Raw genomic sequence first — 23,106 nt, 5'->3', positions numbered from 1 at the left:
GTTTTGACTGCCCCGGATTACTTGAATTGTTTAAGGAAACGAAGGTCGTTCTCGAAGAACGCACGAAGGTCATTTACGCCGTAACGAAGCATCGTTAGACGCTCTACACCCATACCGAATGCAAAACCAGAGTATTTCTCAGGGTCGATGCCAACAGAGCGAAGTACGTTAGGGTGAACCATGCCACAGCCTAGAACTTCTAACCATTTGCCATCTTTACGTTTCACGTCAACTTCAGCTGAAGGCTCTGTGAACGGGAAGAATGAAGGACGGAAACGCACTTCAACTTCTTCTTCAAAGAAGTTACAAAGGAAATCGTTAAGAATGCCTTTAAGTTGTGCGAAGTTTACGTTTTCATCAACTAACATACCTTCCACTTGGTGGAACATTGGCGTGTGAGTTTGATCGTAATCGTTACGGTAAACACGACCCGGAGCAATGAAGCGGAATGGCGGTTTGCCGTTTTCCATCGTACGGATTTGAACACCAGAAGTGTGCGTACGTAGCATTAGATCAGGGTTGAAGAAGAAAGTATCGTGATCAGTACGAGCTGGGTGATCGTCTGCGATGTTTAGTGCATCAAAGTTGTGGAATGCATCTTCGATCTCAGGGCCAGACTCAGTGCTAAAGCCAAGCTCACCAAAGAACTGTTCGATACGCTCAACTGTGCGAGTCACTGGGTGAAGACCACCATTCTCAATGCGACGACCTGGTAGGCTCACATCGATAGTTTCTTCAGCTAGTTTCGCTTCAAGCTCTGCACGTTGTAGTGCGTCTTTGCGAGCTGCGATCGCTTGTTGAACAGCACCTTTCGCTTTGTTGATCTCTTGACCAGCAGTGCGACGCTCTTCAGGTGGAAGTTTACCTAGGCTTTGTAGTTGAAGAGTTAGTTCACCCTTCTTACCTAAATACTGAACTCGCACTTCATCAAGTGCGACTAACGAATCTGCTGTATCAATAGCAGTCGTTGCATTAGCAATGATCTCTTCTAGATGTTGCATCATTTCCTCATCTACCAGTTGGTAGTGTCCGTATCGGATGATTAGTTTTTTTAGATAGCTACACATACTAATCAAACACGCTAACAATGCCAAATTGAATCGCTAAAAGAGCAAGTTATTGGCTAAAAACACGGCAAATTTAACAGGATATTAATGAGGAGTAAGAAGAAGTGGAACAATTACTGGTTCCACTTCTTTATTTGGAGGTGAGCTAGGTTCTAAATTTAAAGCGGCTAGGCTCTAGATTTAAAGTCGCTAGGTTCTAGATTTGAAGCGAGCGGAGCTCTAAAACTAAAGTGAACTGTGTTCTAAATCTGACGTGAGTTATGTTCTAAATTAAAAGCGAGGTACGTTCTGGATCTGAGGTGAACTAAACTCTAAGTCTAAGTCTAAGTCTAAAGTGAACCGTGCTCTAAATCTGAATGGAACTGCGCTCTAGATTTTAAATAAACTGAGTTCGATATCTGAATCGAGCACACGCTGTTTTTGCCCGCGTTTTTCGCTAAATAAACGGACTCATCGGCGGCTTTAACCAACTCATTCATGGACTCGAATTCTTGGGTTATTTCAGCCACACCGACACTAATACTGCCAATCCAAACTTGATTACTGGTTTCAACCTCTAATTCAGACACTTTCTGTCGAGTCGTTTCCGCGATGTGCATACCGCCTTTAAGGTCGGTATCTGGGCAAATAACCAAGAACTCATCGCCCCCTAATCGACACACAATATCGTCATTGCGAAACGCATTTTTCAGTTCACGCGCGAGGGTTTGTAACACCAAATCACCTGCATCGTGGCCACTGGTGTCGTTAATGCGCTTGAAGTGGTCGGCATCAATCATAATGCACACTAAAGGCATGCCAAATTCTTTCGAGTCTTGCCAATGTACCGCTAACTGTTTAAAAGCACTGCGACGGTTGGGTAATTTAGTGAGTGAATCTGTTAACGACAGTTCTTCAAGTTTCTTGTTCGCTTGTTTTAACTCTGCCGTACGTTCCTCGACTTTTTCTTCGAGTAACTGGTTGAAACGTAACAACTGCTTGTTGCGCTCAGAGACTTGTTCAAATAAGCCGTTAAGAGCAGCGAGTAAAGGGATGGTTGAAGAATCTTTCTGCTTTTCTTCTGCTTCAAACGCTTGTTGGGGTGTTGCCCCCTTTTCTATCGCGGCCACTTGTCGAGCCATGTTTTGGTCGATACCGAGGATGTGGTATGCCAGCCAATGGATGAGGAAATCAAGTAACTGTCGTGCTGACGCCTGATCTTCTTCCAAGATGAATGCTTGCATGCTGTAGATATCTCGCATAAACATGCGATGAACTTTGATGTGTTCTTCAATGTGTAAATCGTATACACCGCAATCTCTCATTAAAGATTCTTCTTCTTTAAAATGAAATTCGGCATAGCGTGTGAGATCGAGTAAAGCGACGCTCATGTCGTCTATAGAGATAGTATTCTCTGACAACAGGTTTCCGTAGTGGTTGATAAAACCAACAAGGTATTGATGTTGTTCGTCTACGACACCAATGCCTGTTTCAAAGTTATTATCCCAATTGAATGAATTCATATATCCCTTAGGGCCGATACCACCAGCACATTTCGCATGCATATTCGGAGGTTATAGATGCTCGAAAAATATAACCATTTTACCTGTGGGACTATTCGATTGTTTGATCCATTTTATAAAAATACGACTTTGAACATTCTAAATATGGCTCATCTTAAATTTGAGACGTTCCCCTTAGGAAGAACGCCTCACGGAACCAATGCTAGCTTTTCGGGAAATGCTAACTTGTTGGAAATGCTAAATGGTTGGAAATACTAACTTTTTGTAAAGACTAAAAATAATATTCCAACGCCAGTTCAACAAAATCATCCTTCCGCGCGAAGAACAACAAGTCTTCTAGGGTTTCGTTCTCAAACAACCACGCGTTTAATCGCCACTTGAGGTTGTTGTTAATTCGGCTAGATGCTTCGAGCTTTGCACTGTAGACATCGCTGTTATCTAAGTCTTGAGTGATGCCCGTTAACACCTCGGTCCCGTCTTCATCGTTCAAGGCGAAGCGCGCCCCAAGAAACACATCGTTTTGACCGACACTTTGGGCATTGTTGCCTCGGCTGTCGTACAGGTATTCAGCAATAAAGCCAATATCCCAATACGACTCTAGCGCGCCAACCCATGTGTATTCAAAGCCTGTCGCGACACCTGTGTGGTTGTCGTAGCTGTCACGATAAATGCTTTCAAGCTTCCATAACCAGTCGCCCATAATGCCTTGCACATCGAACCCGAAGTGCTGCATTTGCGCGTAATACGGCTTGAGCTCATTGCCTTCTACACGGTAATAAGGGTCGCGATTGGTGCCGCCTAAGTAGCTTAAACCGACATCCCAATCGCCGTACATTTGGCTATAACGCAGTGCCACATCAACGTGCTTTTCTTCTTTCGATGATTCGTAAAGCGCATCGTCTGAAACGGGTACGAGCGTTCTTAACCGACCGTCTTCCCCTGCAAAGGTACGTTCACGAAAATACGGCAGTAACATAGCATCGATGGTTCCCCAGTCTTTGATGGACGTAAAGTGCACCATAGGCTGACCCAATTTCGATTCGCCATCGACCGATTCAATCGCATCGGTTTGGTTTACTACGTCCACTAAGTGCGCTGATTCAGTCACACCCCAGAACACTTTGCCGACACCCACTCGCAGTTCATAATCGTCCCAATAATTGAGATACAGAGCTTCACGAACGTCGCCATGGGTTCGCTCATCGTCTTCGCTGTCTAGGCGATAAAACGGCGTGAAGGTAAAGCTGCTATTGCCCTCTTGTTGCTCCCAGTAAAACTCCGGTTGCAACACCAGTGAACTTTGCCCTTTATCCTGCCCTTGTAAGCCGTAACTAAAGAACTGCCTGTGTTCAAGGTTAACCTGCCCTGCTAGCTGTGGGGTGACCTGTTCTACGAACTCAGAGCTAAAACCTGCCGCCACACATGGCAACGACACCTGCATTAGCCCAACGGTCGCCGCCAAGGTTAAGGATAACTGCGTTCCTGTTAACACAATCCTTTTCATATTCTTGCCTTACTTTGCACGTTTAAGTGTGTTTTTTTGAAAATCCTTGTCCTTAAGACCGGTCTGGAACGCTAAATCTGTCGTGGTTAATACCGTACTTTTGCCTGTTTGGTGGTTTTGCATCGACATGGTGTGCGCGCGCCAGTATTGGTTTAGGTATTGTTTGTAGTCTTGGAACGAGAGGGTTTTTAACAATGCGCCTTTACGGTCGTAAAACTCCACTTGAACTGGGCGGAAATATTGTTGGTCTAGCCATACTTTCTGCATGGTGTAGCCAGAGCTTTTGTCGGTCGGAACTTGCTCCAATACAAAGGTATCCACGCCTTGGATTTTGGCGTCTTCAATGTAGTTAAAGGTGTACTTTCCTAGCTCGAACGAGCTCAAGTCTTCGTAAGCAAATTCACTGCCCATAAACGGGCCCGATTTGTTACGTGAAGAGATGCGTTTTACTCGTTTCAATGCTGGCAGATACAGCCATTGATCATCTGATTTCGCTATGTGTGAGTGGTTCAAGAAAGCCGTGCCTTTTACGTCACGCGGCTCATCAAAAATGGTCAACCCTTTGTCGCCATCGTCATCCACTTCTAACGACTTCAATCGCATTAGGCGCGAGCTACTTTCGCCTTGTTTGTTGCGAAGTAGCATTTCCATGGTCGCAACAGAATCGCCCCACCCCATATCGACGGCTTTGCGTTGCTCAGCGATCTCTAGGCCTTTCGCAGGATCGGCTAACGCAGGGAAAGCCACGAATGCGCCAATAGTCATCAATGACGTTATTAGTGTTTTCTTTGTAATAGAGTGTTTAAAGCTTTTCATAATGGTCTCCTTGAGTCAGCCCACCGCAGCAGGCTGACGATTCCTTATTTGGTTGAAGTAGTCAGTTCGCCAACTGGATTAGATTGCGCTGTTTTAGATAGCTCTGTTTTAGTTAGTTCGGCTTTAGATGGCTTTGATTCGTGCTGAGGTTTATCTGAATAGTGCGTCTGTTTGTCGAAGATCATCAGTAAGCTAGGTAGCAAGATGAAGTCGACCACCAACGCAATGAAAATCACAATCGCGCTGAGTAAACCCATGTCGGAATTAAGTCTAAAGCTCGACATCACTAGTACAGAGAAACCCGCCACTAGCACAACAGTGGTGATCCACAAAGCGCGGCCTACGGTGTGGAAAGCGTAACGAACCGCTTCTTCCGCTGATTTACCTTCTAATCGTGCACGTTGGTATTTACTTAAGAAGTGCACCGCATCATCGACAACGATACCCAGTGTGAGCGTGACCACGACTGACAAACCAAGGTTGATTTCACCCGAAATAAGCGCCCACAAACCAAAGCCGATAATCGCCGGGGCAATGTTTGGCACTAGGCTGATTAGACCTAAGCGAACCGAGCGCAGTGCAAATATCATCAGGCCAGAGATAAGCACTAAGGTGATTGGCAGAGTCGATAGCATGCTTGCCATATTGGTTTCACCGATGTGAGCAAACATCAATGACGGGCTAGATGCGACCACTTCATATTGCGGCGCATTAGCGGCAAACCATGAGTAGATGCGCTCTTCGAGTTCCACCAATTCCACACTGCCTAGGTTGTCGACCGTGAGTACCATTTTGATCGATGATTTATCGACGTTGATTTGGTTGTTCAAGTCCAAGCCGTACGGCAGAGACATCTCGTAAAGCAGTAGGTATTGTGCGGCAAGTTCACGATTAAGTGGCAGTTGGTAGTAGCTGTCGTCGTCACCATGCATGTTCTTATTCAAACGCATGTAGACATCAGAAAGTGTGGCAACATGGTCAGTTTCTGGTTGAACACGCAGCCAATCGGTAAAGTCACCAATCGCTTGCAAAAACACAGGATCAGCAATCGCTTGAGATTCGTTGGTTTTCACTGCGATGCTGATGGTCGTCATGCCACTTACGGTCTGTTCCATGAAATCGGCTGCTTGTCTGAATTCACTTGAGGTATCGAAATACTTCACCGATTCATCATTCACTTTGTTCAATGGAATTAACGCGGCAGCGCCCACAATCACTAAGGTAGAAATCGGCAGCAGTGCTTTGCGGTTGGTCACCACAAAGTCGCCCAACTTATCCATGAAGGTGACTTTGTTTTGTGCAGCATCATTCGCTGGCAAGGTCTTCACTGGCAAGAGCTTTAGCAGCGCAGGAAGCATAGTCACGGATAGGAAACACGCGATGATAACGCCCAATGCCGACAAGTTACCGAAGTCTCGCAATACTGGAGAATCCGACATGTTCATCATCAAGAAGCCAATCGCGGTGGTGACAGAAGTAATCAAAATCGGCATCGCATTAAGCTTGATACTGTATTGAATGGCTTGGGCTTTCTCCATACCGCGTTGCATCGCTTGTCTCATGGTCACAATCACGTGAACACAATCGGCAACAGCAAGGGTTAAAACCAAGGTTGGCACGTTAACCGTTGCGGTGCTGAGGAACATCCCTGCCCAGCCAGATAAACCCATGGTCGCGACAATCGAAGAAATAATCACAACTAAGGTAGCAAGCACGCTAAAGAACGAGCGCAGCATAAAGGTCAGGAACACCAACACCACTAACAGCATTAACGGCACCAGTGTTGAGCTGTCTTCTTGAGCCGAGGTCATAAAGGCGTTATTCATGGCAATGATGCCCGCCTTGTGGAATTCGACATTAGGATATTGTGCTTCATAGCGGTCAATCATGGCGTTGATGGCCGCAATGACTTCTTGCACTTCCGCCGTTTTGTCCACTTCGGGCAATTGCACCGTCACGTTGACAATGGTCACGTCACCAGAAGCCGATACCAATGCATTCTTAAGCAGTGGTTCGTTGAGGGCGATCTGTTTTACTTTAGCGATCCGCTCTGGTGTGTGCTCGTATTCTTCGTACAGCAAATCTTCCACTAACAAGTCGTCTTCAACGGCTTCGGTATGCTGATAATTGGCCAGCGAATCGACACGGCTTGAGTACGGGATCTGCCACGCATCGACCGTGAGGTTTTGAATTAAGGTGAGGGTTTCTGGAGTGAAGACATTGCCGCCTTCAGGTGCGACAACAATCGCAAGGTTGTCGGTTTTCGCAAAGGTAGTTTGAATTTCATCGAACGCCATCAACTGTTTGTTGGTGCCTTCGAAGAAGATGTTGTAATCCCCTCTAAAGTAGAGGTTCTTTGCCCCTAATGCAGAGAGCATGATGATTGAAAAAACCACCAGCAGAACGATAAACGAACGCTTGGTCGGTATTGAGTGCCAACTGTTATTTAGATCCCCGTTTACGCTATCGACATTACGGTTATCTCGATTTTGGTGATCGAAAGCGGGCTTCTGGCTGTCATGTTCCATCACAGTCTCCATTTGTGACGATTCGTCATAGTTGTGTCTTAAAAAGCCAGCCGAAGCTGACAAAAACACAATTCTTAGTCATATATTCAAGAAAACCAAAACTACACTAGGCTAAACTTAAGTTTATGACGAATCGTCACTAATGGTTATTAATAAACCCACATAGGTGGGTTTAGTTGAAGCTTATCGACCTACTGACTCTAAGTAAGCGACTTCTTCACTGAACAGTTCTTGTTCTACACGGCGCCAGGTTTTACGGTAATCCCAATCACTCGAAAGGGGCTGCCAGTTGAGGCCGTCTAAAATCATGTTCGCGTTATGTAATACTGAATACGGGTCTTGTAACCGCTTGATACAATGACTGTTTGAAGCATTCTGAGACAAAGCATTTGAACCAAATGCGATTGACCAGTTGGCGAATACGATGGCATCTGAACCCACGCCAGAAGAGAACTTTAGGTCACCGGCTTCTACTGCTTGATTGACGAGCAGATCCGCTTGTTCGATAACGATTTCTTCTAATTGATTCATCTCGGCCACGCGTGCACTGGAGGCTTTCTCTAGTACCCATGGGCTTTTCGCCATAATCGCGCAAGTTGATAATACCGGTTCCATACGAGCATAAACTCGGTACGCAACGTGCAATGCGACAATCTTTTCGCGTGAGTTGCCTTCAAACTCTCCAGAACGAGCAAACAACAGTGCCTCAGACTTAAGAGAATGAATACATAACGCTAAAACCACGTCTTCTTTGCTGCAAAAGTGATTGTATATCGTACCTTTAGAATAAGAGCTTGCCGCCGTTAGCCTATCCATCGTGAGGTTTCCGAACCCTTGTTCTCGAACCAGATCTTTTGCTAACAACATCAATTCTACTTCTCGGTCGGCTATGGATTGCTGCTTCTTAGACAGCACCGCCTTGCAACCAAAGATACTTTGTTTATCGCCTTTACAACCAAAGCCAAACATAATTTTTCAGTCCGTATTTGAGCTTAGCTATTACCTAAGCTTAATCAGCATTTAAAACGCTCCTGTCCAATATATTAACACGAATAGTAAATTCATGTAGTTAACCATTTTATGACGCTTCGTCATTTCTGACTTATCGTCATAATAGCGCAAATATTGATCATATCAAGGTGTTTTATAAATTAAATACAACTTATGAATGGATGGATAAATATGTCAGTAAGTAGATAGAGAAATCATCAGCAGTCACTAGAGAGAGAAGATAGGCGCTTTCATGGGACAACACGAAAGGTGAGAAGCTCATTCTTAACGTTAATAGACCACGTTATTTTAAGTCTTGGTGCAGAATCAGACCCGAAAAATGCGCGCGTAAACCCCATCTTTAGCCACCTTCTGACCTAGAATGAATGAGTGTAGGCTTACTTTTTGGGGCAGACCTCTCCTTATGGTCAATATTTGGCTTACTAATGTCGTTTTCTGTTAAGTTGCTATAAATTCGGTAAGGGGTGACTTACAATAGTGACAACGACTTACCTTTTTTGAGAACACGATATTGAGCGCCAAATATTCTTATTTAGCTTGGCAAGTGAATACTTCTAGCCCAGCGGAAAAGCTGGTTTTATTGATGCTTGCAGATGGTGCTGATGAATTCGGTTACACCAATGTGTGCCTGCAAACGGCAGGTCAGCTTTGTGCTCTCTCTACGTTTGGTTTAGCCGACTGCCTTAAGTGTTTAGTCGACCAAGGTTTCCTCGATAAGGTGAAAGTAGACTATCGAGATAAGAAAGAGATTCACGTTTTCAAAATGCTCATTGAGCAAGAGCAAGCTACGGCGCACGTTGAGGTTCAACCGACCAATAGTATTCCGGTCTACTCTACTGCACCTGCACCTGCACCTGCACCTAAGTTTCAGCCTGCTCCGGCACCAATGCAACACATGCAGCAGGCCCCTCGCCCACAAGGTCGAGGCTCAATGAACAGCAACACCGTCTCTACTCATGATCTCAACGAAGAAGAGATACCATCATGGGCAGAACGTGCGTTTAAATTCTCCGGTTTGACCGGTGACCATAGTTTAGTATGGAAGAAATTTGTCCTCTGGTATAAAGCCAAAGCCAATGAATTAATGCCATTATCTCGGATTGAATCCAAGCTGCAGTACTGGCTAGTTAACGAGAAGCAAAATGAAAGACAACAACAGCAGAAGACCTCTCAATATTCAGGAAATGCAGGACAAGCTCAAGGAAATGGGTATAGACAAAAGCTTAGCCCATCTGAACGCTTCAGGCAGCAGCTCATTCAAAAAGGCAAAAAGCCAACCTTCTGAGCCAGCTTCACCTGTTGTACCTGACGCTACCGTACCTGAAGTGATTGAAGCACAAAGTACAGAAGTAAAAGTAGCGACACCAAACGCTGCGGGCTCTGGTGCGTCTCCACAAGTGCCTGTTGTTGATCAAGATCCAGCAGAGCTTGAGCTAACCGATTGGTGTATCCATGTGTTCGGTTCTTTCTTGAGCGTGTACGAAACTCAGTGGGAATACCAATACGGTAGTGAACCGAGCGGTAAGTTTCTTGAGTTTGCCCACTCTGTTGACTCAGACGGCCTTAACCGTGTGCTAATGCACTGCCATGAGCGTATTCAACTTGGCAACAGTTGGCCTCCGCAAATGGGTGAGCTTTGGATCCTTAAAGATTCTTTGACTGAAGAAGAGCTGCTTGATAGCCGTATTCGTGTGTTGTCGCGCGCAGCTGTTAACAACATTGAAAAATGGCTTATCCAAAACAAACTGTACGACTTGAAGCGCACGGCTGAAAACAAGCTCGATGGCCTGTTTAAGAAATACTACTTGGAAGCAAAGCGTTTAGATGAGAAAGGTATGCTGGAAACAGAATTGCCGCAGTTCCTGCTTGCCGCTAACTCAGTGAAGAACCTAAACGACTTGAAACGCGAAGAGTATGAGAGCCAACACGGCAAAGCGATTAACCCAAGAATTCAGAAGATTCTAAACAGTAAGAAATAGCGCTGCTCGCTTAACTTATACCGCTTAAGTCAGCGACATTACTATTCTACAGATACAAAAATGCCAGCTATCAAGCTGGCATTTTTTATTGAATTCTTACGAACTCTTTAACGACTATCCGACCGTTATTTACGATCGCCTTACTGATTAATTACAGTAGGTGAATAGTTGCGTTTAGCGTAAATACGCCAGAGTCGTCATCTTTCATTTTGAAGTTTTGGTAGCTAGCGCCTACAGATAGTGGGCCAAAGATGAAGTATTCAGCGCCTACACCGTACATGATATCAACGTCGTCTTGTTTGAAGCTATCGCCTTTCACTTCGTAAGAGTGAAGACCACCCTTCGCATATACGTGAAGAGGACCGAAGTCGATACTTGGTTTGATTGCTAGGTAAGCAGTACTTACGTCAACACCTTGTTTAGCACGGTTACCGTAGCTAACGTTGTCGAAAGAACCAAGATCCCAGTAACCCGCTTCAACACCGATTAGTGGAAGGATACCTGTACCTACGTGGATGCCCATCGCCGTTTCATCTTCACCAGCAAATGAGTTTTGACCACCCATAACACCACCGTATAACCATGAATCAGCCATTGCTGTTGAAGATGCACCTAGCAATACTAGTGCTAATAACGTTTTTTTCATATTCGACCTTTTTCGTCCTAGTGGCAGGCCTTGAGTGGTAATAAATTGCCACCAAGTCGCCCTGTATGTAATAACTATTCAATTAGTAATGCAATAAGCAAGATTTATACCTAAACCTTGCTATTGCGTCTAGCTTTATTCCTTAGCAAGCATCAATCGCGTTTTTAACACGCTTATCTGATACTGGGTAAGGCGTTCCGAGCTGCTGTGCGAAAAAGCTTACACGAAGCTCTTCTACCATCCAACGCACCTCTTTTACATTTTCAGGAACCGCGATCCCTTTTGGGATTTTATTCAGCAGCTCTTTGTAATCATTCATTACTGACTCAACTTTGATCATATGCAAGCGATCTTTGTTCGGGTCAATCGGCAGTTTTTCCATGCGGCGTTCAATCGCTCTCATATAGCGTAGAATATCCGGCAGGCGTTTCCACCCACATTCTGTGGCAAACCCCTTAAAAATCAAACCTTCTACCTGAGCTTTTATGTCAGAAAGTGCGAATGCCATTGAAAGATCGACACGTCCTTTGAGCTTCTTACTGATGCTGAATGCCGTGGTTAAGATAGTTTCAACCTGTTGAGCAATCTCAACTACGCTGTCACCAAGCTCAGCACGTACGTGTTCTTTCAGTGCTTCAAACTGCTCTGGCTCCCAAACTAAACCGCCCTTCTCTTCAATCAGCTTATCAATACCACAAGCGATACAGTCATCGATAAGATCGAGTACCTGTCCGTATGGGTTGAAATACAAGCCAAGCTTAGATTTGTTCGGCAAGTTAGAGTGCAAATATTTGATCGGCGATGGCACGTTCAACAGGATTAAACGACGCTGACCCGATTTCATTGCCGAGATCTGCTCTTGCTCGGTTTCGAACAATTTGATCTCTACGCTGTCTTTAGAATCCACCAGCGCTGGGAAGGCTTTAACATCGTAGCCGCCACGCTTCTGTTGGTAGACTTTTGGTAACTCACCAAAGCTCCACGTATGCAGGTTTTGCTGTTCGATGTCATCGTCTGCCACTTTAGAAAGCGTTTCTTGAACCTTGTCTTTTAGGCTCTCTTTCAATTCATGCAAGTCTTTCTGTTCTTTAAGCTTACGCTTGCGATGATCTACAGCGCGGAATGTTACCTTCAAGTGCTCTGGAATCTGGTCTAACTTCCAGTCATCACGTACTACTTCCACACCTGTCATGCGGCGCAGCTCTTTTTCAAGAGAATCCAACAACGGTGCTTCAAGTGGTGTCACACGAGCCAAGAACGCATCAGCGTAGTTTGGCGCAGGCACAAAGTTACGGCGTAGCGTTTTAGGTAACGACTTGATTAGGCTAATTACCAGTTCCTGACGTAGGCCTGGGATCTGCCAATCAAAACCGTTTTGGTCAATCTGGTTCAAGATAGGCAGCGGGATATGGACCGTTACACCATCGTTGTCGTCGCCCGGCTCAAATTGGTAGCTCAGCTTCAGCTTGATACCATTTTGGTGCCAGAAGTTCGGATAATCCAAGTCAGTAACGTGGCTTGCATCACCGCGGAACAGCATCGACTTTTCGAAGTTAAGCAGCTCTGGTGTTTTCTGGCTGGTTTGCTTCCACCATGTATCGAAGTGACGGCCTGAAACAGCCTCTTCGCCAACACGTTGGTCATAAAAGTCGAACAGTTCATCATCATCGATCAAGATGTCACGACGACGCGATTTATGTTCTAGCTCTTCTACTTCTTGCAGTAGCTTACGGTTCTGCTTGAAGAAGGCATGTTTGGTTTCCCACTCACCTTCAACCAAAGCGCTGCGCACGAACAATTCACGGCTGACAGTGGCATCAATCGCACCGTAGTTCACTAAACGTTTCGGGATGATTGGGATTCCGTAAAGCATCACTTTTTCGTGTGCCATTACTGCCGCTTGCTTCTTCGACCAATGTGGTTCGCTGTAGCTGCGCTTAATCAGGTGTTTTGCTAGTGGTTCAATCCATTCAGGCTGAATCTTGGCGATAACACGACCCCAAAGTTTTGAGGTTTCCACCAGCTCAGCAGACATAATCCACTTAGGCTGTTTCTTAAATAAGCCAGACGCAGGGAAGATATGGAAGCGCGCATTACGAGCACCTTGATATTCATTCTTCTCTTGGTCTTTCATACCGATGTGCGAAAGCAAGCCAGATAACAAAGACATGTGAATGCCGTCGTAACTGCCCGGTTCTGTATTCAGCTTGGTATCCAATTCACGCATCGCTTGGTGAATTTGGAAATACACATCTTGCCATTCACGGATACGTAAATAGTTCAGGTAATCTTGCTTACACTGTTTGCGGAACTGGTTACTCGACAGCTCTTTTTGTTGCTGCTTAACGTAATCCCAAAGGTTCACAAACGTGATGAAATCTGACTCTTTATCGAAGAAGCGTTTGTGCTTATCGTCAGACGATTGTTGTTTGTCTGATGGGCGCTCACGCGGATCCTGAATAGACAACGCAGAAGCAATCACCATCACTTCGTGCAGACAGCGGTTGCTTGGCGCTTCAATCACCATACGCGCTAAACGTGGATCAATCGGCAGCTTAGCGAGCTTGCGACCAATCGCGGTTAGCTTCTTCTTGTCGTCGCCATGATTCTTGTTTTTGTTCGCAGACGGTTCGACTGTCGCGATCGCACCCAACTCTTCAAGCAGCCTTACACCATCTTGAATGTTACGTTTATCTGGCGCTTCAACAAACGGGAATGCTTGAATGTCGCCTAAGCCTAGCGCAGTCATCTGAAGGATAACCGATGCTAGGTTAGTACGAAGAATCTCTGGGTCAGTAAACTCTGGGCGTGATTCGAAATCTTCCTCAGAGTACAGACGAATACAGATACCTTCAGCAACACGACCACAACGGCCTTTACGCTGGTTAGCACTCGCTTGAGACACTGGCTCGATCGGTAGGCGTTGTACCTTAGTACGGTAACTGTAACGACTAATACGCGCCGTACCCGGGTCGATGACATACTTGATGCCCGGAACGGTTAACGAGGTTTCTGCCACGTTGGTCGCCAGAACGATGCGTCGACCAGTGTGAGACTGGAAGATACGGTTCTGCTCACCCGCCGATAGACGCGCGTACAGCGGAACAATCTCAGTATCACGCAGGTTACGTTTACTTAAAGAATCGGCAGTGTCACGAATTTCACGTTCACCGTTCATGAAGATCAAGATATCGCCTTGCCCTTCATCACACAGCTCATCTACCGCTTCAAATATACCTTCGATTTGGTCACGATCTGAATCACTTTCATCACCACCTAGTGGGCGGTAACGTGTATCAACTGGGTAAGTACGACCTGATACTTCAATAATCGGCGCATTGTTAAAGTGCTTCGAGAAACGCTCAGGATCGATGGTCGCTGATGTAATGATAACTTTAAGATCAGGACGCTTTGGCAGAAGCTCTCTCAAGTAACCCATGATGAAGTCAATGTTCAGGCTACGTTCGTGGGCTTCATCGATAATGATGGTGTCGTATTGGCTTAAGAAGCGGTCATGCTGAATTTCCGCCAGTAGAATACCGTCGGTCATCAATTTGATTTGCGTGTTATCAGATATTTGGTCGTTAAAACGAACCTTATAACCAACAAAATCACCCAACTGTGTTTCCATCTCTTCCGCAATGCGGTTGGCAACTGAACGTGCCGCAAGACGACGAGGCTGAGTGTGGCCAATTAAGCCCATGCGGCCACGGCCAAGCTCAGAACAAATCTTTGGTAACTGAGTGGTTTTACCCGAACCCGTTTCACCCGCTACGATAACCACTTGGTTTTCAGCAATGGCTTTCGCAATATCATCGCGCTTTTGGCTAACAGGAAGAATCTCTGGGTATTCGATAGTTGGTTTGTGCGAGGCACGCTGATTTGCCGTCATCATAGACTTGGCAATGTCTAACGCAATCTCATCGAAGACAACGTTCTTGGATTGTTCGTTTTTAATTCTACTCGCACCAGCAATTCGCTTACTCAGACGGAAGCGATCGCGCATCATACATTCGTTGAGCGCTTTACGAAGAGAAGCTGGGCTATTCTGAGATGTTTTAGTATGGGCTGCTGAATGATCAGCAGGTGTAGCTTTTAGTTGATTAGCTTTTGGCTGTTTAGCTTTTAGTTGCTTAGCAGGTCGGTTCGATGCAGGTTTGTTCGATTTCGCTTCGTTCTTTGGAGAACTCGGCTGTGCTGCATTCTTGTTGTTGTCTGCTTTTTCCGGAGACGAAGTCAAAGCGTGTCCTATTCTTGTACTTATTAAACTCGCGCGATTATATCACAAGTCTCAAACAAAAAAGCCTGACAACAAAGGGAAAACCTTTCGCTATCAGGCTGATTATTCACGCTAACACTAGCAGAAGCTATGAAAGCAAGGTCAAGTGTAAGTCGTTCTTTGTAAACTACGGCTAAAAGCCACCGTTACAAACTGCACTTAGAACTCGTACTGGAAGTAAACCGTGTTGTAGTTACTGCCGCCTTTGATACGCCCAAACTGAGAGGCATTTTCAAAGATTGCAGAACGGTGATGCAATGAGTAACCGAACCATAAATTGTTCAAGTCATTCTTACCAATCAAGTCGCCGACGTTTACATCGAATGAGAAGTCTAAGTAATTCAACAGATGGCTTGCTGTGTAACCTTTACGGTCCATCTCAGAGCCTTCGATATAGGTAATCGAATCGATGTAAGACATACCCTCTGCCACACCAACACGCCACTGAGTTGGCCAATCAAAGGTGTAGTACGCTTTGATTGCGATGATGTATTCAGTGCTGCTTGATTGAACCTCTGAACTCCAATGATGCGCGATACCTGGCGTTAGGTAGATGTCCAATGGAAAGCCGAAGATCTCATCGGTTAACGGGTGGCCATAGAAGAACGAGGTCAACTGGTTGTTGTATTCGTCTTTCTCTCTATTGAACTTCATGATGTCGCCAATATTGGATGGCGTAGCCCAGCCGTGTGCGACACGTAAATACGGCGCATTGCTCAGCTTAGGTTTCGGCGCTTTCTCTTTGTCGTTAAAGAAACCAAAGCCAAGGTACAACTCACCTTGATAGCGGTCTTCGACTATCGACGAATCGTAGGCATTATCGTCTAATCGAGTCACACTGGTTGACCCCAATAAGTATAAATTCGAAACCACATGGTAACGCGCTTCAACACCGACATTCAGATCTACACCTGCACCAATGGTTTCATTAGACGCTGAGTAATATTCACTGTTGAAGTCAGCACTTTTATAACGTAGCGTCGCGCTCGGGTAAAACTCCCAATCTCCGGTTTCATACTTGGCTTTCGCACGTAAGTTACCGTGGAGGTTGAATTCACTGTCGCTCATTAATTCCGTCTCGACAGACCAAGGACCATCAAGTTGGTAGGTCAGTTGAGCACCGAAGTCCGCAGTATCGCCTTCAATTGCGTTCTGCTCAGAAGCTGGGATATCAATAAAACGCATGCGAGAAATAGCATTAAAAGACCATTTTTCGTCATCTGTTTGATAAAGATAAGCACCCATCTCGGTACCATCAATGAACACATAGTCGTTCTTGAAAAACAGCATCGGTACGAATGAGTTAACCGATTGGTCACCACCAGACGTGTCATAAGGGATGCTTGCAGTACGGAACATTGCAGCGATGCCCCACTCTTGTTCTTCAGCAGCCCACGCATTAGCACTTAGGAAAGCGCTACTTAGTAAAGCCACTCCAGTTGAAGTGAGAGTCGGTAAATATTTGAGCTTCATTCTTATGTAATTACTCTTTGTAATAAATATTGTGTTACTGAATAGACATTTATTAACCATGATGGCTAACTATTTTTAGGTTAGATCGGCATTGACCGTTACAATGTAGAATATTCTCGGTTAAATGAAAGTATTGTGAAAGTCTCCGAATTACAAAACATTATAGATCAGTTACCCAAAGATTCCGATCCAGATATTGTTGTGGGTGAGGCATGGCTGCCTGAGCGTTTGGTGGATACCAACCTAGACGGCGACATGCTATTTCTTGAATTCGATAATGCCCCTGAAGACAATCAAGGGGATGAAGAAGGCCGTGGCTTTGTTGAGCACGAGATTGCTATGATTCGAGAAAAGCTCGAACTGTTGTTAGACGAGCCTTCCGATACCAAGACCAAAGCCGATGCCCTATTGGCAATATTTCTAATGGGTCATGAACTTTCTAGCTCGGAAGTTATCGAAGTTCTTGAAACAACTGAAGCTGAGATGGCAGAGCAGGAAACAGCAAAAGCTGAAACGACAGAGCTTGAAGCAGTCGAATTCGAAATAGCCCATCTCGAAAGCACTGAACTCGCAACCAAAGAGCTTGAAAACACCGAGATCGAAACAAAAGAACTCGAAATAACCAAACTCGATGACTAACTCCACCGATTTAGGAACCGCATTGAAACGCTCGACGACATCTCCACTTCCCTTTTTGCTTGCAGGTCCGATTTTAAGAAAAACCACCGCAACTGAAGTGGTACTTTGGTTAGCCACCAGCTCGCCTCTTGTTGGCCGGGCTGATATTTATATTCGTGAAACTGAGCATAGTCGAGAAACAGGCTTTTCGAACGAAAAAGAGCATTCAGAACCAAAACAAGACCAACCGTTTTACACCTCATCGCTTGAAGAGCATGATTCGATTCAAATCGGTACGCATGCGTGGGTAACGCTAATTCGCTTACAAGGTGAATTCCCGACTAATACGCCTCTTGAATATGACATTCACACAGAGTCAGGTTCACTAAAAGAGCTCGCCCCTCACCTTGTTTACAACGGTAAATCTCGCGTTGAGTTTAAAATATCTACATCGGCTGATTACATTCTTCATGGCTCTTGCCGTAACCCTCATCACCCAAGCAAAGACAGCCTAGTCGCGGCTGATAACAAGGTAGCCGAGCAAACCGTCGCTGAAAGACCCGACATGCTGATGATGAGCGGCGATCAGATCTACGCTGATCATGTGGCAGGCCCAACACTTGATGCTATTCAGCAAGTGATTCAACTGCTTGGCCTTGTTGGTGAGAGCTTACCGACTGACTCGCAAATTAAGCAAATCAACAGCAGTGACGCGCTGTATAACAGTGAGTATCACCTCTATCAGCGCCATCACCTACTGCCACACCACAACACTTCGGATTCGCTGCTCGATAAGCTATTCCCTAAACGCGGGATTCCTATCTTTAGCTCGACCGATTGTGAGAACCACTTGGTCACGCTGTCTGAGTTTATCGCGATGTACTTGTTGGTTTGGTCTCCGACACTGTGGCAATGCGTCAATCGAGAGCGTTTGATTGAGAATAACTTCACGCAAGGTGGACGCCAATTAACACCGACAGAGCAGCAACAGTGGCGTGATGAAAACGTCATCATGGATGATTTCATTGCTGGCTTGCCGCAAGTGCAACGTCTGTTCGCGCATATTCCAACGTACATGATCTTCGACGATCACGATGTGACTGATGATTGGAACCTTACCGTAGGCTGGGAACATGCCGTCGACCAAAACCAGTTCGCAACTCAAGTCATTGGTAACGGCCTCGCGGCCTACTGGATGTGTCAGGGTTGGGGTAACAAACCGGAGAGTTTCGACGAAACGTTTATCGAGCAAGCAAAACAGCTTTTTGTCGATCAACCGCGCATTACTAAACAAGCGCATAATGAAGCCGATGATAGCAATACTACTCACTCTGTTAGCAATATCGAGCCAGACAAGCATCAAGCCTTCATTGAGATGTTAAGTCGCTTTGAAGAGTGGCATTACACAATAGATACCTCACCCAAAGTCATTGTGTTGGATACTCGAACACGTCGTTGGCGTTCCGAGTCGCGCATGAATAAACCTTCAGGTTTAATGGACTGGGAAGCCTTGATTGAGTTTCAGCACCAGTTATTACATCAAGATAAAGTAGTGATCGTTTCTGCTGCACCGATGTTTGGCGTGAAGTTTATTGAAACACTGCAAAAGATGGCGACCACAATCGGCAAGCCATTAGTGATTGACGCTGAAAACTGGATGGCACATCCGGGCAGTGCCAATACGCTGATCAGTATCTTCACCCATACCAAAACACCGACCAACTTCGTGGTACTGTCTGGTGACGTTCACTACTCCTTCGCTTATGACATCAAGCTTAGGTATCGTCGCAACAGCCCGAACATCTATCAAATTACCTGCAGTGGCATTAAAAATCAGTTCCCTGCTTCACTGCTTAAATTCTGCGATGTGTGGGACCGCCTATTATACAGCCCTCGCTCAGTTTTGAACTATTTCACCAAGCGTAAGCGCTTGAAGATAGAAAAGCGAAGCCCTGATAATCAGACCTTCTATCGCCTTTCAAACCGCAGTGCGATTGGGGAATTAAGGCTAGATGGGGATGGTAAACCACAGTCGATCACGACACTCAGTGGTGATGGTAAAATTACCCGTTTCCCAGAGCCAGATTGATAAAGTGCTCCTTATCGCTCGCCTATCCGTAATGTCAGTTTTCAGTAAAGACGCTTGCGATCACACTCTGTAGACCCAATAGTTGTAATTATAGTTGATAGCTATCAGCGTTACGGAACCCGATACAAATTTTAACTGGAGCTCGTTATGTTCAATTCTCTCACATCAATGTTTAAACAATTGATTGAAGGCCAGGACCTAAGCAAAAACCAAGGCGCATCACCTAATGTCGCCATTGCGAGTTTATTGTGTGAAGTCGCGGGAGCCGACCATCAGATCAATGAATCAGAAAGAGTCGCTAAGCTACAGCTCCTGCAACGTTTGCTGGGTTTAGATGAAGAGCAAGCAAAAGTACTGCTAGCGCAAGCAGAACCAAAAGTAGAGCAATCAGTCTCGCTGTATGACTTTACATCGCAACTCAGAGACCTGTCTCAGCCAGTGCGAATCGACTTAATCAAAGCGATGTGGGAAGTGGCGCATGCCGACGGAGAAATTGACCCTATCGAAGACTCTGTGATCCGTAAAACAGCAGAGCTGCTCTACGTTGACCACAGTGACTTTATCAAGACTAAGCTGAACGTACTCGGTAAAAGCTAACCAAAGGCTCTCTACTAGCATTAAGCCTCTGTATTAGCGTAAGCGATCGCCATGCATGATGCCTTTGAGCTCTAACGGCGTGCCCTTCTTAGTGACATAAAGGCCACGCTGATTTGATACCAACACACTGCGCTTGCCTTGCGTTTGTTGAATGTATAAGTGCTTGATATTGAATGTCTGCTTATCTTGAGCCTGATCCTGGTCTAATTGATAAAGGTAGTAATGATTCCCCCAGCGCAAGAACACACCAAACATCTGCTTAGTTTGAGCGACATTCCCATCCATGTCATAGCCAATGTACTGCATTTTGACTCGACCATTTTCCAATCGGAGCGAGATTCTCTCCCAACCGACCATCGGGTATTCCGCAGAAAATCGATAGGTACTTTTGGTTGCGAGCCCAGAGATTAAGCCTACATTTAGAATCACAAAAAGCGTCAATAAGATAGGCATCCAAAACTTACGATTCATACTTATTGCCCTCGCTCATTGTTATTGTCGCCTTCGCAAGAGACAGTTTTAAACTGATGGCTTATCTCTTTCCAATGTCCATTTATCAAGGCGACGGCTTGGATATTTTGACACCCAACGCCAATGCGATGCAGATAGAGCGAATCAACACCGAGCTCTGACACGGCATCCAGCTCTTTTATGACGGCTTCATCAAAATTCAAACTGTCGTGATAAACATCCATACCTCGGTAGGCACTCTTATCTATAAAAAAAGCAAACTGATAAAACAGCATGAGAAGAAGCGCGCTGACTACAATTCCGGCAATACGAGATTGGTGACGAGCGATAAAGTGCTTCGCCTTGAACTGACGTGATTGTGGATCCTGTTGCTTTGATTGCCCAGCTTGTTGGTTCATGCCTGAAGGCTTAAACGGTGTCGCTGATGTCAATTCATCGACGATGGTACCTTTCTCTGAAACGATGATGTTTTTCTCTGAAACGATGGCGGCTTTCTCTGAAAACGCAGCTTCAACATGCGCTTCAGCGGTAGATGTTGGCATCGATAAATAACTACCTACCTGTTTCAAACCATTGAAGCTGTACCCTTCCTTTTGAACCGTTAAGATTTTGCAATCACACTCAAACGAATTTAATGCAGTGCGAATGTTCTTAACCGCGACATTAAGTGAACTGCCCGTCACAACCCTGCCCGGCCAGCAATGCTCAAGTAAAAAGTCTCGACCAACGGCTTTTGGGCTGTTCTTCACTAGATGCTCAAGGATCAGAGCTTCTGAGGGGGATAAGGTGACCCGCTTACCAGATTCCGAATCAATGAGTGTGTTATTAATCAACTCGATGCCCGAAGCGTCTAAGGTGATTTTTTCTTGGCTATTGGCGTTCATTTCGGCGAGGTGTTCATAAATAAAAAGGTCATCAAAAAAGTGTTTGTTTGGTCGAACTAATAGCAAACCATACATAGAAAAGAGTAGTGACAAGTTTAGCCAATAATTAAGCCAAATATAAGCTCAGCGAGTAACAATATAAGCTCAGTGAGTAACAATATAAAATAACAACAAGGTGAGTCAGTCACGTAAACTAACTCACCTTTGAACATAGCCAAGGTTTAACTCTAAACTGGTCATGCCCTATATTAAAACCTCGTCGTCACGCAATCTGAAAACGAGGTCACAATTCTGTTCTAGTGAAATTAGAGTTCCAGTTTGAATCCAAGTTCACTGACCATAACTTCAGCGAAGCCTAACTTTACTGCATTCAACTGATTGGCAATTTCGCGCGCTTGCTCTTCGTTTTTAGCCAATATTGCCATTGAATAGACAGGCCTGATCATCGCTTTTTGGTTTGGCTTCTCTTCTGCTATTTCTTGATGTTTTAAATAAGCAGACGTAATCACACCTTGAGCACTCCAATCGACAACCATTTGTAAATCTTTGCTAATAACCTCATCGACAATGAATTGATTCTCAGGCTCTTTCCAAGCGAGTTCTACTGCGTAGTTTGTGAAAGCGACGTCCGTGTTTAACCACTTATTACCGATGTCTCGGATTTCAGTCACCTCTACAAGCTCTTTAAATTGGAATGGTAAGTTACCAATCAAGTCTCTAACGTGCTGCTCACTGTCCGCTTCAATCACAAACTTAATCATCGGAAACTTTTTATCCCCAATAAAGCTTTGTGATACGAACATATCATGGACCAAGCCCGCATCAATCAGGTTGGCAAATGCTTTTTTCTGATGAGGCATTGCTTCAAATACGGCTTGGGCGTCATCGGTTTTCCAAGCGACTGACACGCCGTATGCCGCTGCATGGGCATGGGTTGAAAAAAGAATAGCTGAAAATAGAAAGCTAAAAATAGCTAAAAAGGTTCCTAGAGTTGTTTTCATTGTGGTGGCTTCCTAATTAGTCGCGAATAATTTCATACAAGTTAGGGTCAGCAGAAACCCCTTCAATTGTTAAAGGTGGTAATTCTTTTCTCATCGCCTGTATCGCATCATGGAAATGCTTTTTGCTTTCCCACTCTGCAACATTAATAAAACGGTATGTCGCATCCGAGCTTAAAGAGCGGTGCAATTTGGTAGAGATATATCCTGGTTGCTTCACCAATACGTCTCGCGCATCTTCCCAATACGTTAACGTAGCGGCTTCATGGACTGGCTCGACTGAAAAAGTGTTTATCAATACAACGGGTTGTGCCGAGACCAACGCACTTACGCTTAGCGCCCCCAGTGCCAATCCATACTTAATAATGTTCTTCATCCTATTCTCCTTGTTTTGGGTGAGCTAACGCTACCACCTAGCTCTATCCAATCAAGGTCGAAACCTGCGATTTAATATTAATTAAAAAGCTAAATTTCAAACGAATATTATTCACTCGTAAAATAAGCGATGTAGCCATTCACTATTGATAAACCACTTGTTGAAATTAGATTTCTTGGAATAGTCATTGCCCTCAACGTGAGTAGTCATTACCCTCAACGTGAGTAGTCATTACCCTCAACGTGAGTAGTCATTACCCTCAACGTGA

The 23,106-nt window shown here is 45.1% G+C and carries 18 protein-coding genes; 5 read left to right on the top strand and 13 right to left on the bottom strand.

Features of this window, described 5'->3' with window-relative positions:
- Positions 1 to 17 precede the first annotated feature (17 nt).
- The 6 genes from pheS to AC3CIA_RS06510 form a co-directional block, all read right to left on the bottom strand.
- Entirely contained in the window at positions 18 to 1,001 is a 984-nt protein-coding gene (pheS, locus tag AC3CIA_RS06535; protein ID WP_004734764.1) for a phenylalanine--tRNA ligase subunit alpha, read from the bottom strand.
- 395 nt (positions 1,002 to 1,396) lie between these two features.
- Positions 1,397 to 2,569, bottom strand: a complete 1,173-nt coding sequence (locus AC3CIA_RS06530; protein WP_488518726.1) for a diguanylate cyclase — start codon at positions 2,567 to 2,569, stop codon at positions 1,397 to 1,399.
- Between the two features lie 271 nt (positions 2,570 to 2,840).
- On the bottom strand, positions 2,841 to 4,073 hold the full coding sequence (locus AC3CIA_RS06525) for a hypothetical protein (RefSeq protein WP_488518725.1): 1,233 nt from the start codon (positions 4,071 to 4,073) through the stop codon (positions 2,841 to 2,843).
- A gap of 9 nt (positions 4,074 to 4,082) precedes the next feature.
- Positions 4,083 to 4,838, bottom strand: coding sequence for an outer membrane lipoprotein-sorting protein (locus AC3CIA_RS06520; protein ID WP_488518879.1), 756 nt, complete (start codon positions 4,836 to 4,838; stop codon positions 4,083 to 4,085).
- 95 nt (positions 4,839 to 4,933) lie between these two features.
- Positions 4,934 to 7,480 carry an efflux RND transporter permease subunit gene (locus AC3CIA_RS06515; protein ID WP_488518878.1) on the bottom strand — a complete coding sequence of 849 codons (2,547 nt, stop codon included), beginning with the start codon at positions 7,478 to 7,480 and terminating at the stop codon, positions 4,934 to 4,936.
- 120 nt (positions 7,481 to 7,600) lie between these two features.
- Positions 7,601 to 8,386, bottom strand: a complete 786-nt coding sequence (locus AC3CIA_RS06510) for a TetR/AcrR family transcriptional regulator (RefSeq protein WP_017074568.1) — start codon at positions 8,384 to 8,386, stop codon at positions 7,601 to 7,603.
- A gap of 553 nt (positions 8,387 to 8,939) precedes the next feature.
- Between AC3CIA_RS06510 and AC3CIA_RS06505 the strand changes: the two genes are divergently transcribed.
- Together AC3CIA_RS06505 and AC3CIA_RS06500 are read left to right on the top strand one after the other, a co-directional pair.
- On the top strand, positions 8,940 to 9,713 hold the full coding sequence (locus tag AC3CIA_RS06505) for a hypothetical protein (RefSeq protein WP_004734757.1): 774 nt from the start codon (positions 8,940 to 8,942) through the stop codon (positions 9,711 to 9,713).
- Positions 9,634 to 10,407, top strand: coding sequence for a hypothetical protein (locus AC3CIA_RS06500; RefSeq protein ID WP_488518877.1), 774 nt, complete (start codon positions 9,634 to 9,636; stop codon positions 10,405 to 10,407). Before AC3CIA_RS06505 ends, AC3CIA_RS06500 begins: the two co-directional genes overlap by 80 nt.
- Positions 10,408 to 10,558: 151 nt before the next feature.
- Here the strand turns inward: AC3CIA_RS06500 and AC3CIA_RS06495 are convergent, their stop codons facing one another.
- The 3 genes from AC3CIA_RS06495 to AC3CIA_RS06485 all read right to left on the bottom strand — a co-directional run bounded on the left by AC3CIA_RS06495 (position 10,559) and on the right by AC3CIA_RS06485 (position 16,805).
- Positions 10,559 to 11,053 carry an outer membrane beta-barrel protein gene (locus AC3CIA_RS06495; RefSeq protein ID WP_114633312.1) on the bottom strand — a complete coding sequence of 165 codons (495 nt, stop codon included), beginning with the start codon at positions 11,051 to 11,053 and terminating at the stop codon, positions 10,559 to 10,561.
- Between the two features lie 142 nt (positions 11,054 to 11,195).
- Positions 11,196 to 15,293 (bottom strand): ATP-dependent RNA helicase HrpA, encoded by a 4,098-nt coding sequence (gene hrpA / locus AC3CIA_RS06490; RefSeq protein WP_488518724.1) that lies wholly within the window; start codon positions 15,291 to 15,293, stop codon positions 11,196 to 11,198.
- A gap of 198 nt (positions 15,294 to 15,491) precedes the next feature.
- Entirely contained in the window at positions 15,492 to 16,805 is a 1,314-nt protein-coding gene (locus tag AC3CIA_RS06485) for a MipA/OmpV family protein (RefSeq protein ID WP_488518723.1), read from the bottom strand.
- A 135-nt stretch (positions 16,806 to 16,940) separates the two neighbouring features.
- Here AC3CIA_RS06485 and AC3CIA_RS06480 point away from each other — a divergent pair, with 135 nt between their 5' ends.
- The 3 genes from AC3CIA_RS06480 (at position 16,941) to AC3CIA_RS06470 (ending at position 20,109) form a co-directional block, all read left to right on the top strand.
- Complete coding sequence (locus AC3CIA_RS06480) at positions 16,941 to 17,444, top strand: VC1380 family protein (RefSeq protein WP_488518722.1); 504 nt, start codon at positions 16,941 to 16,943, stop codon at positions 17,442 to 17,444.
- The gene (locus tag AC3CIA_RS06475) at positions 17,437 to 19,512 is read left to right on the top strand and encodes a metallophosphoesterase family protein (protein WP_488518721.1); all 2,076 of its coding nucleotides are present in this window, start codon (positions 17,437 to 17,439) and stop codon (positions 19,510 to 19,512) included. Before AC3CIA_RS06480 ends, AC3CIA_RS06475 begins: the two co-directional genes overlap by 8 nt.
- Positions 19,513 to 19,659: 147 nt before the next feature.
- Positions 19,660 to 20,109: a TerB family tellurite resistance protein gene (locus AC3CIA_RS06470; RefSeq protein ID WP_372243794.1), complete on the top strand. Its 450-nt coding sequence runs from the start codon at positions 19,660 to 19,662 to the stop codon at positions 20,107 to 20,109.
- Positions 20,110 to 20,142: 33 nt separating this feature from the next.
- Here AC3CIA_RS06470 and AC3CIA_RS06465 read toward each other — a convergent pair whose 3' ends face one another.
- The 4 genes from AC3CIA_RS06465 to AC3CIA_RS06450 form a co-directional block, all read right to left on the bottom strand.
- Positions 20,143 to 20,580 (bottom strand): hypothetical protein, encoded by a 438-nt coding sequence (locus AC3CIA_RS06465; protein WP_017077881.1) that lies wholly within the window; start codon positions 20,578 to 20,580, stop codon positions 20,143 to 20,145.
- A gap of 2 nt (positions 20,581 to 20,582) precedes the next feature.
- Complete coding sequence (locus AC3CIA_RS06460) at positions 20,583 to 21,329, bottom strand: winged helix-turn-helix domain-containing protein (RefSeq protein WP_488518876.1); 747 nt, start codon at positions 21,327 to 21,329, stop codon at positions 20,583 to 20,585.
- A 440-nt stretch (positions 21,330 to 21,769) separates the two neighbouring features.
- Entirely contained in the window at positions 21,770 to 22,465 is a 696-nt protein-coding gene (locus AC3CIA_RS06455; protein ID WP_488518720.1) for a hypothetical protein, read from the bottom strand.
- Positions 22,466 to 22,481: 16 nt separating this feature from the next.
- Positions 22,482 to 22,838, bottom strand: coding sequence for an antibiotic biosynthesis monooxygenase family protein (locus AC3CIA_RS06450; RefSeq protein WP_171312024.1), 357 nt, complete (start codon positions 22,836 to 22,838; stop codon positions 22,482 to 22,484).
- Positions 22,839 to 23,106 lie beyond the last annotated feature (268 nt).

It is taken from the genome of Vibrio sp. QJM3NY_27 (assembly GCF_057785955.1).
This window is presented reverse-complemented; position numbering and strand designations above follow the sequence as displayed.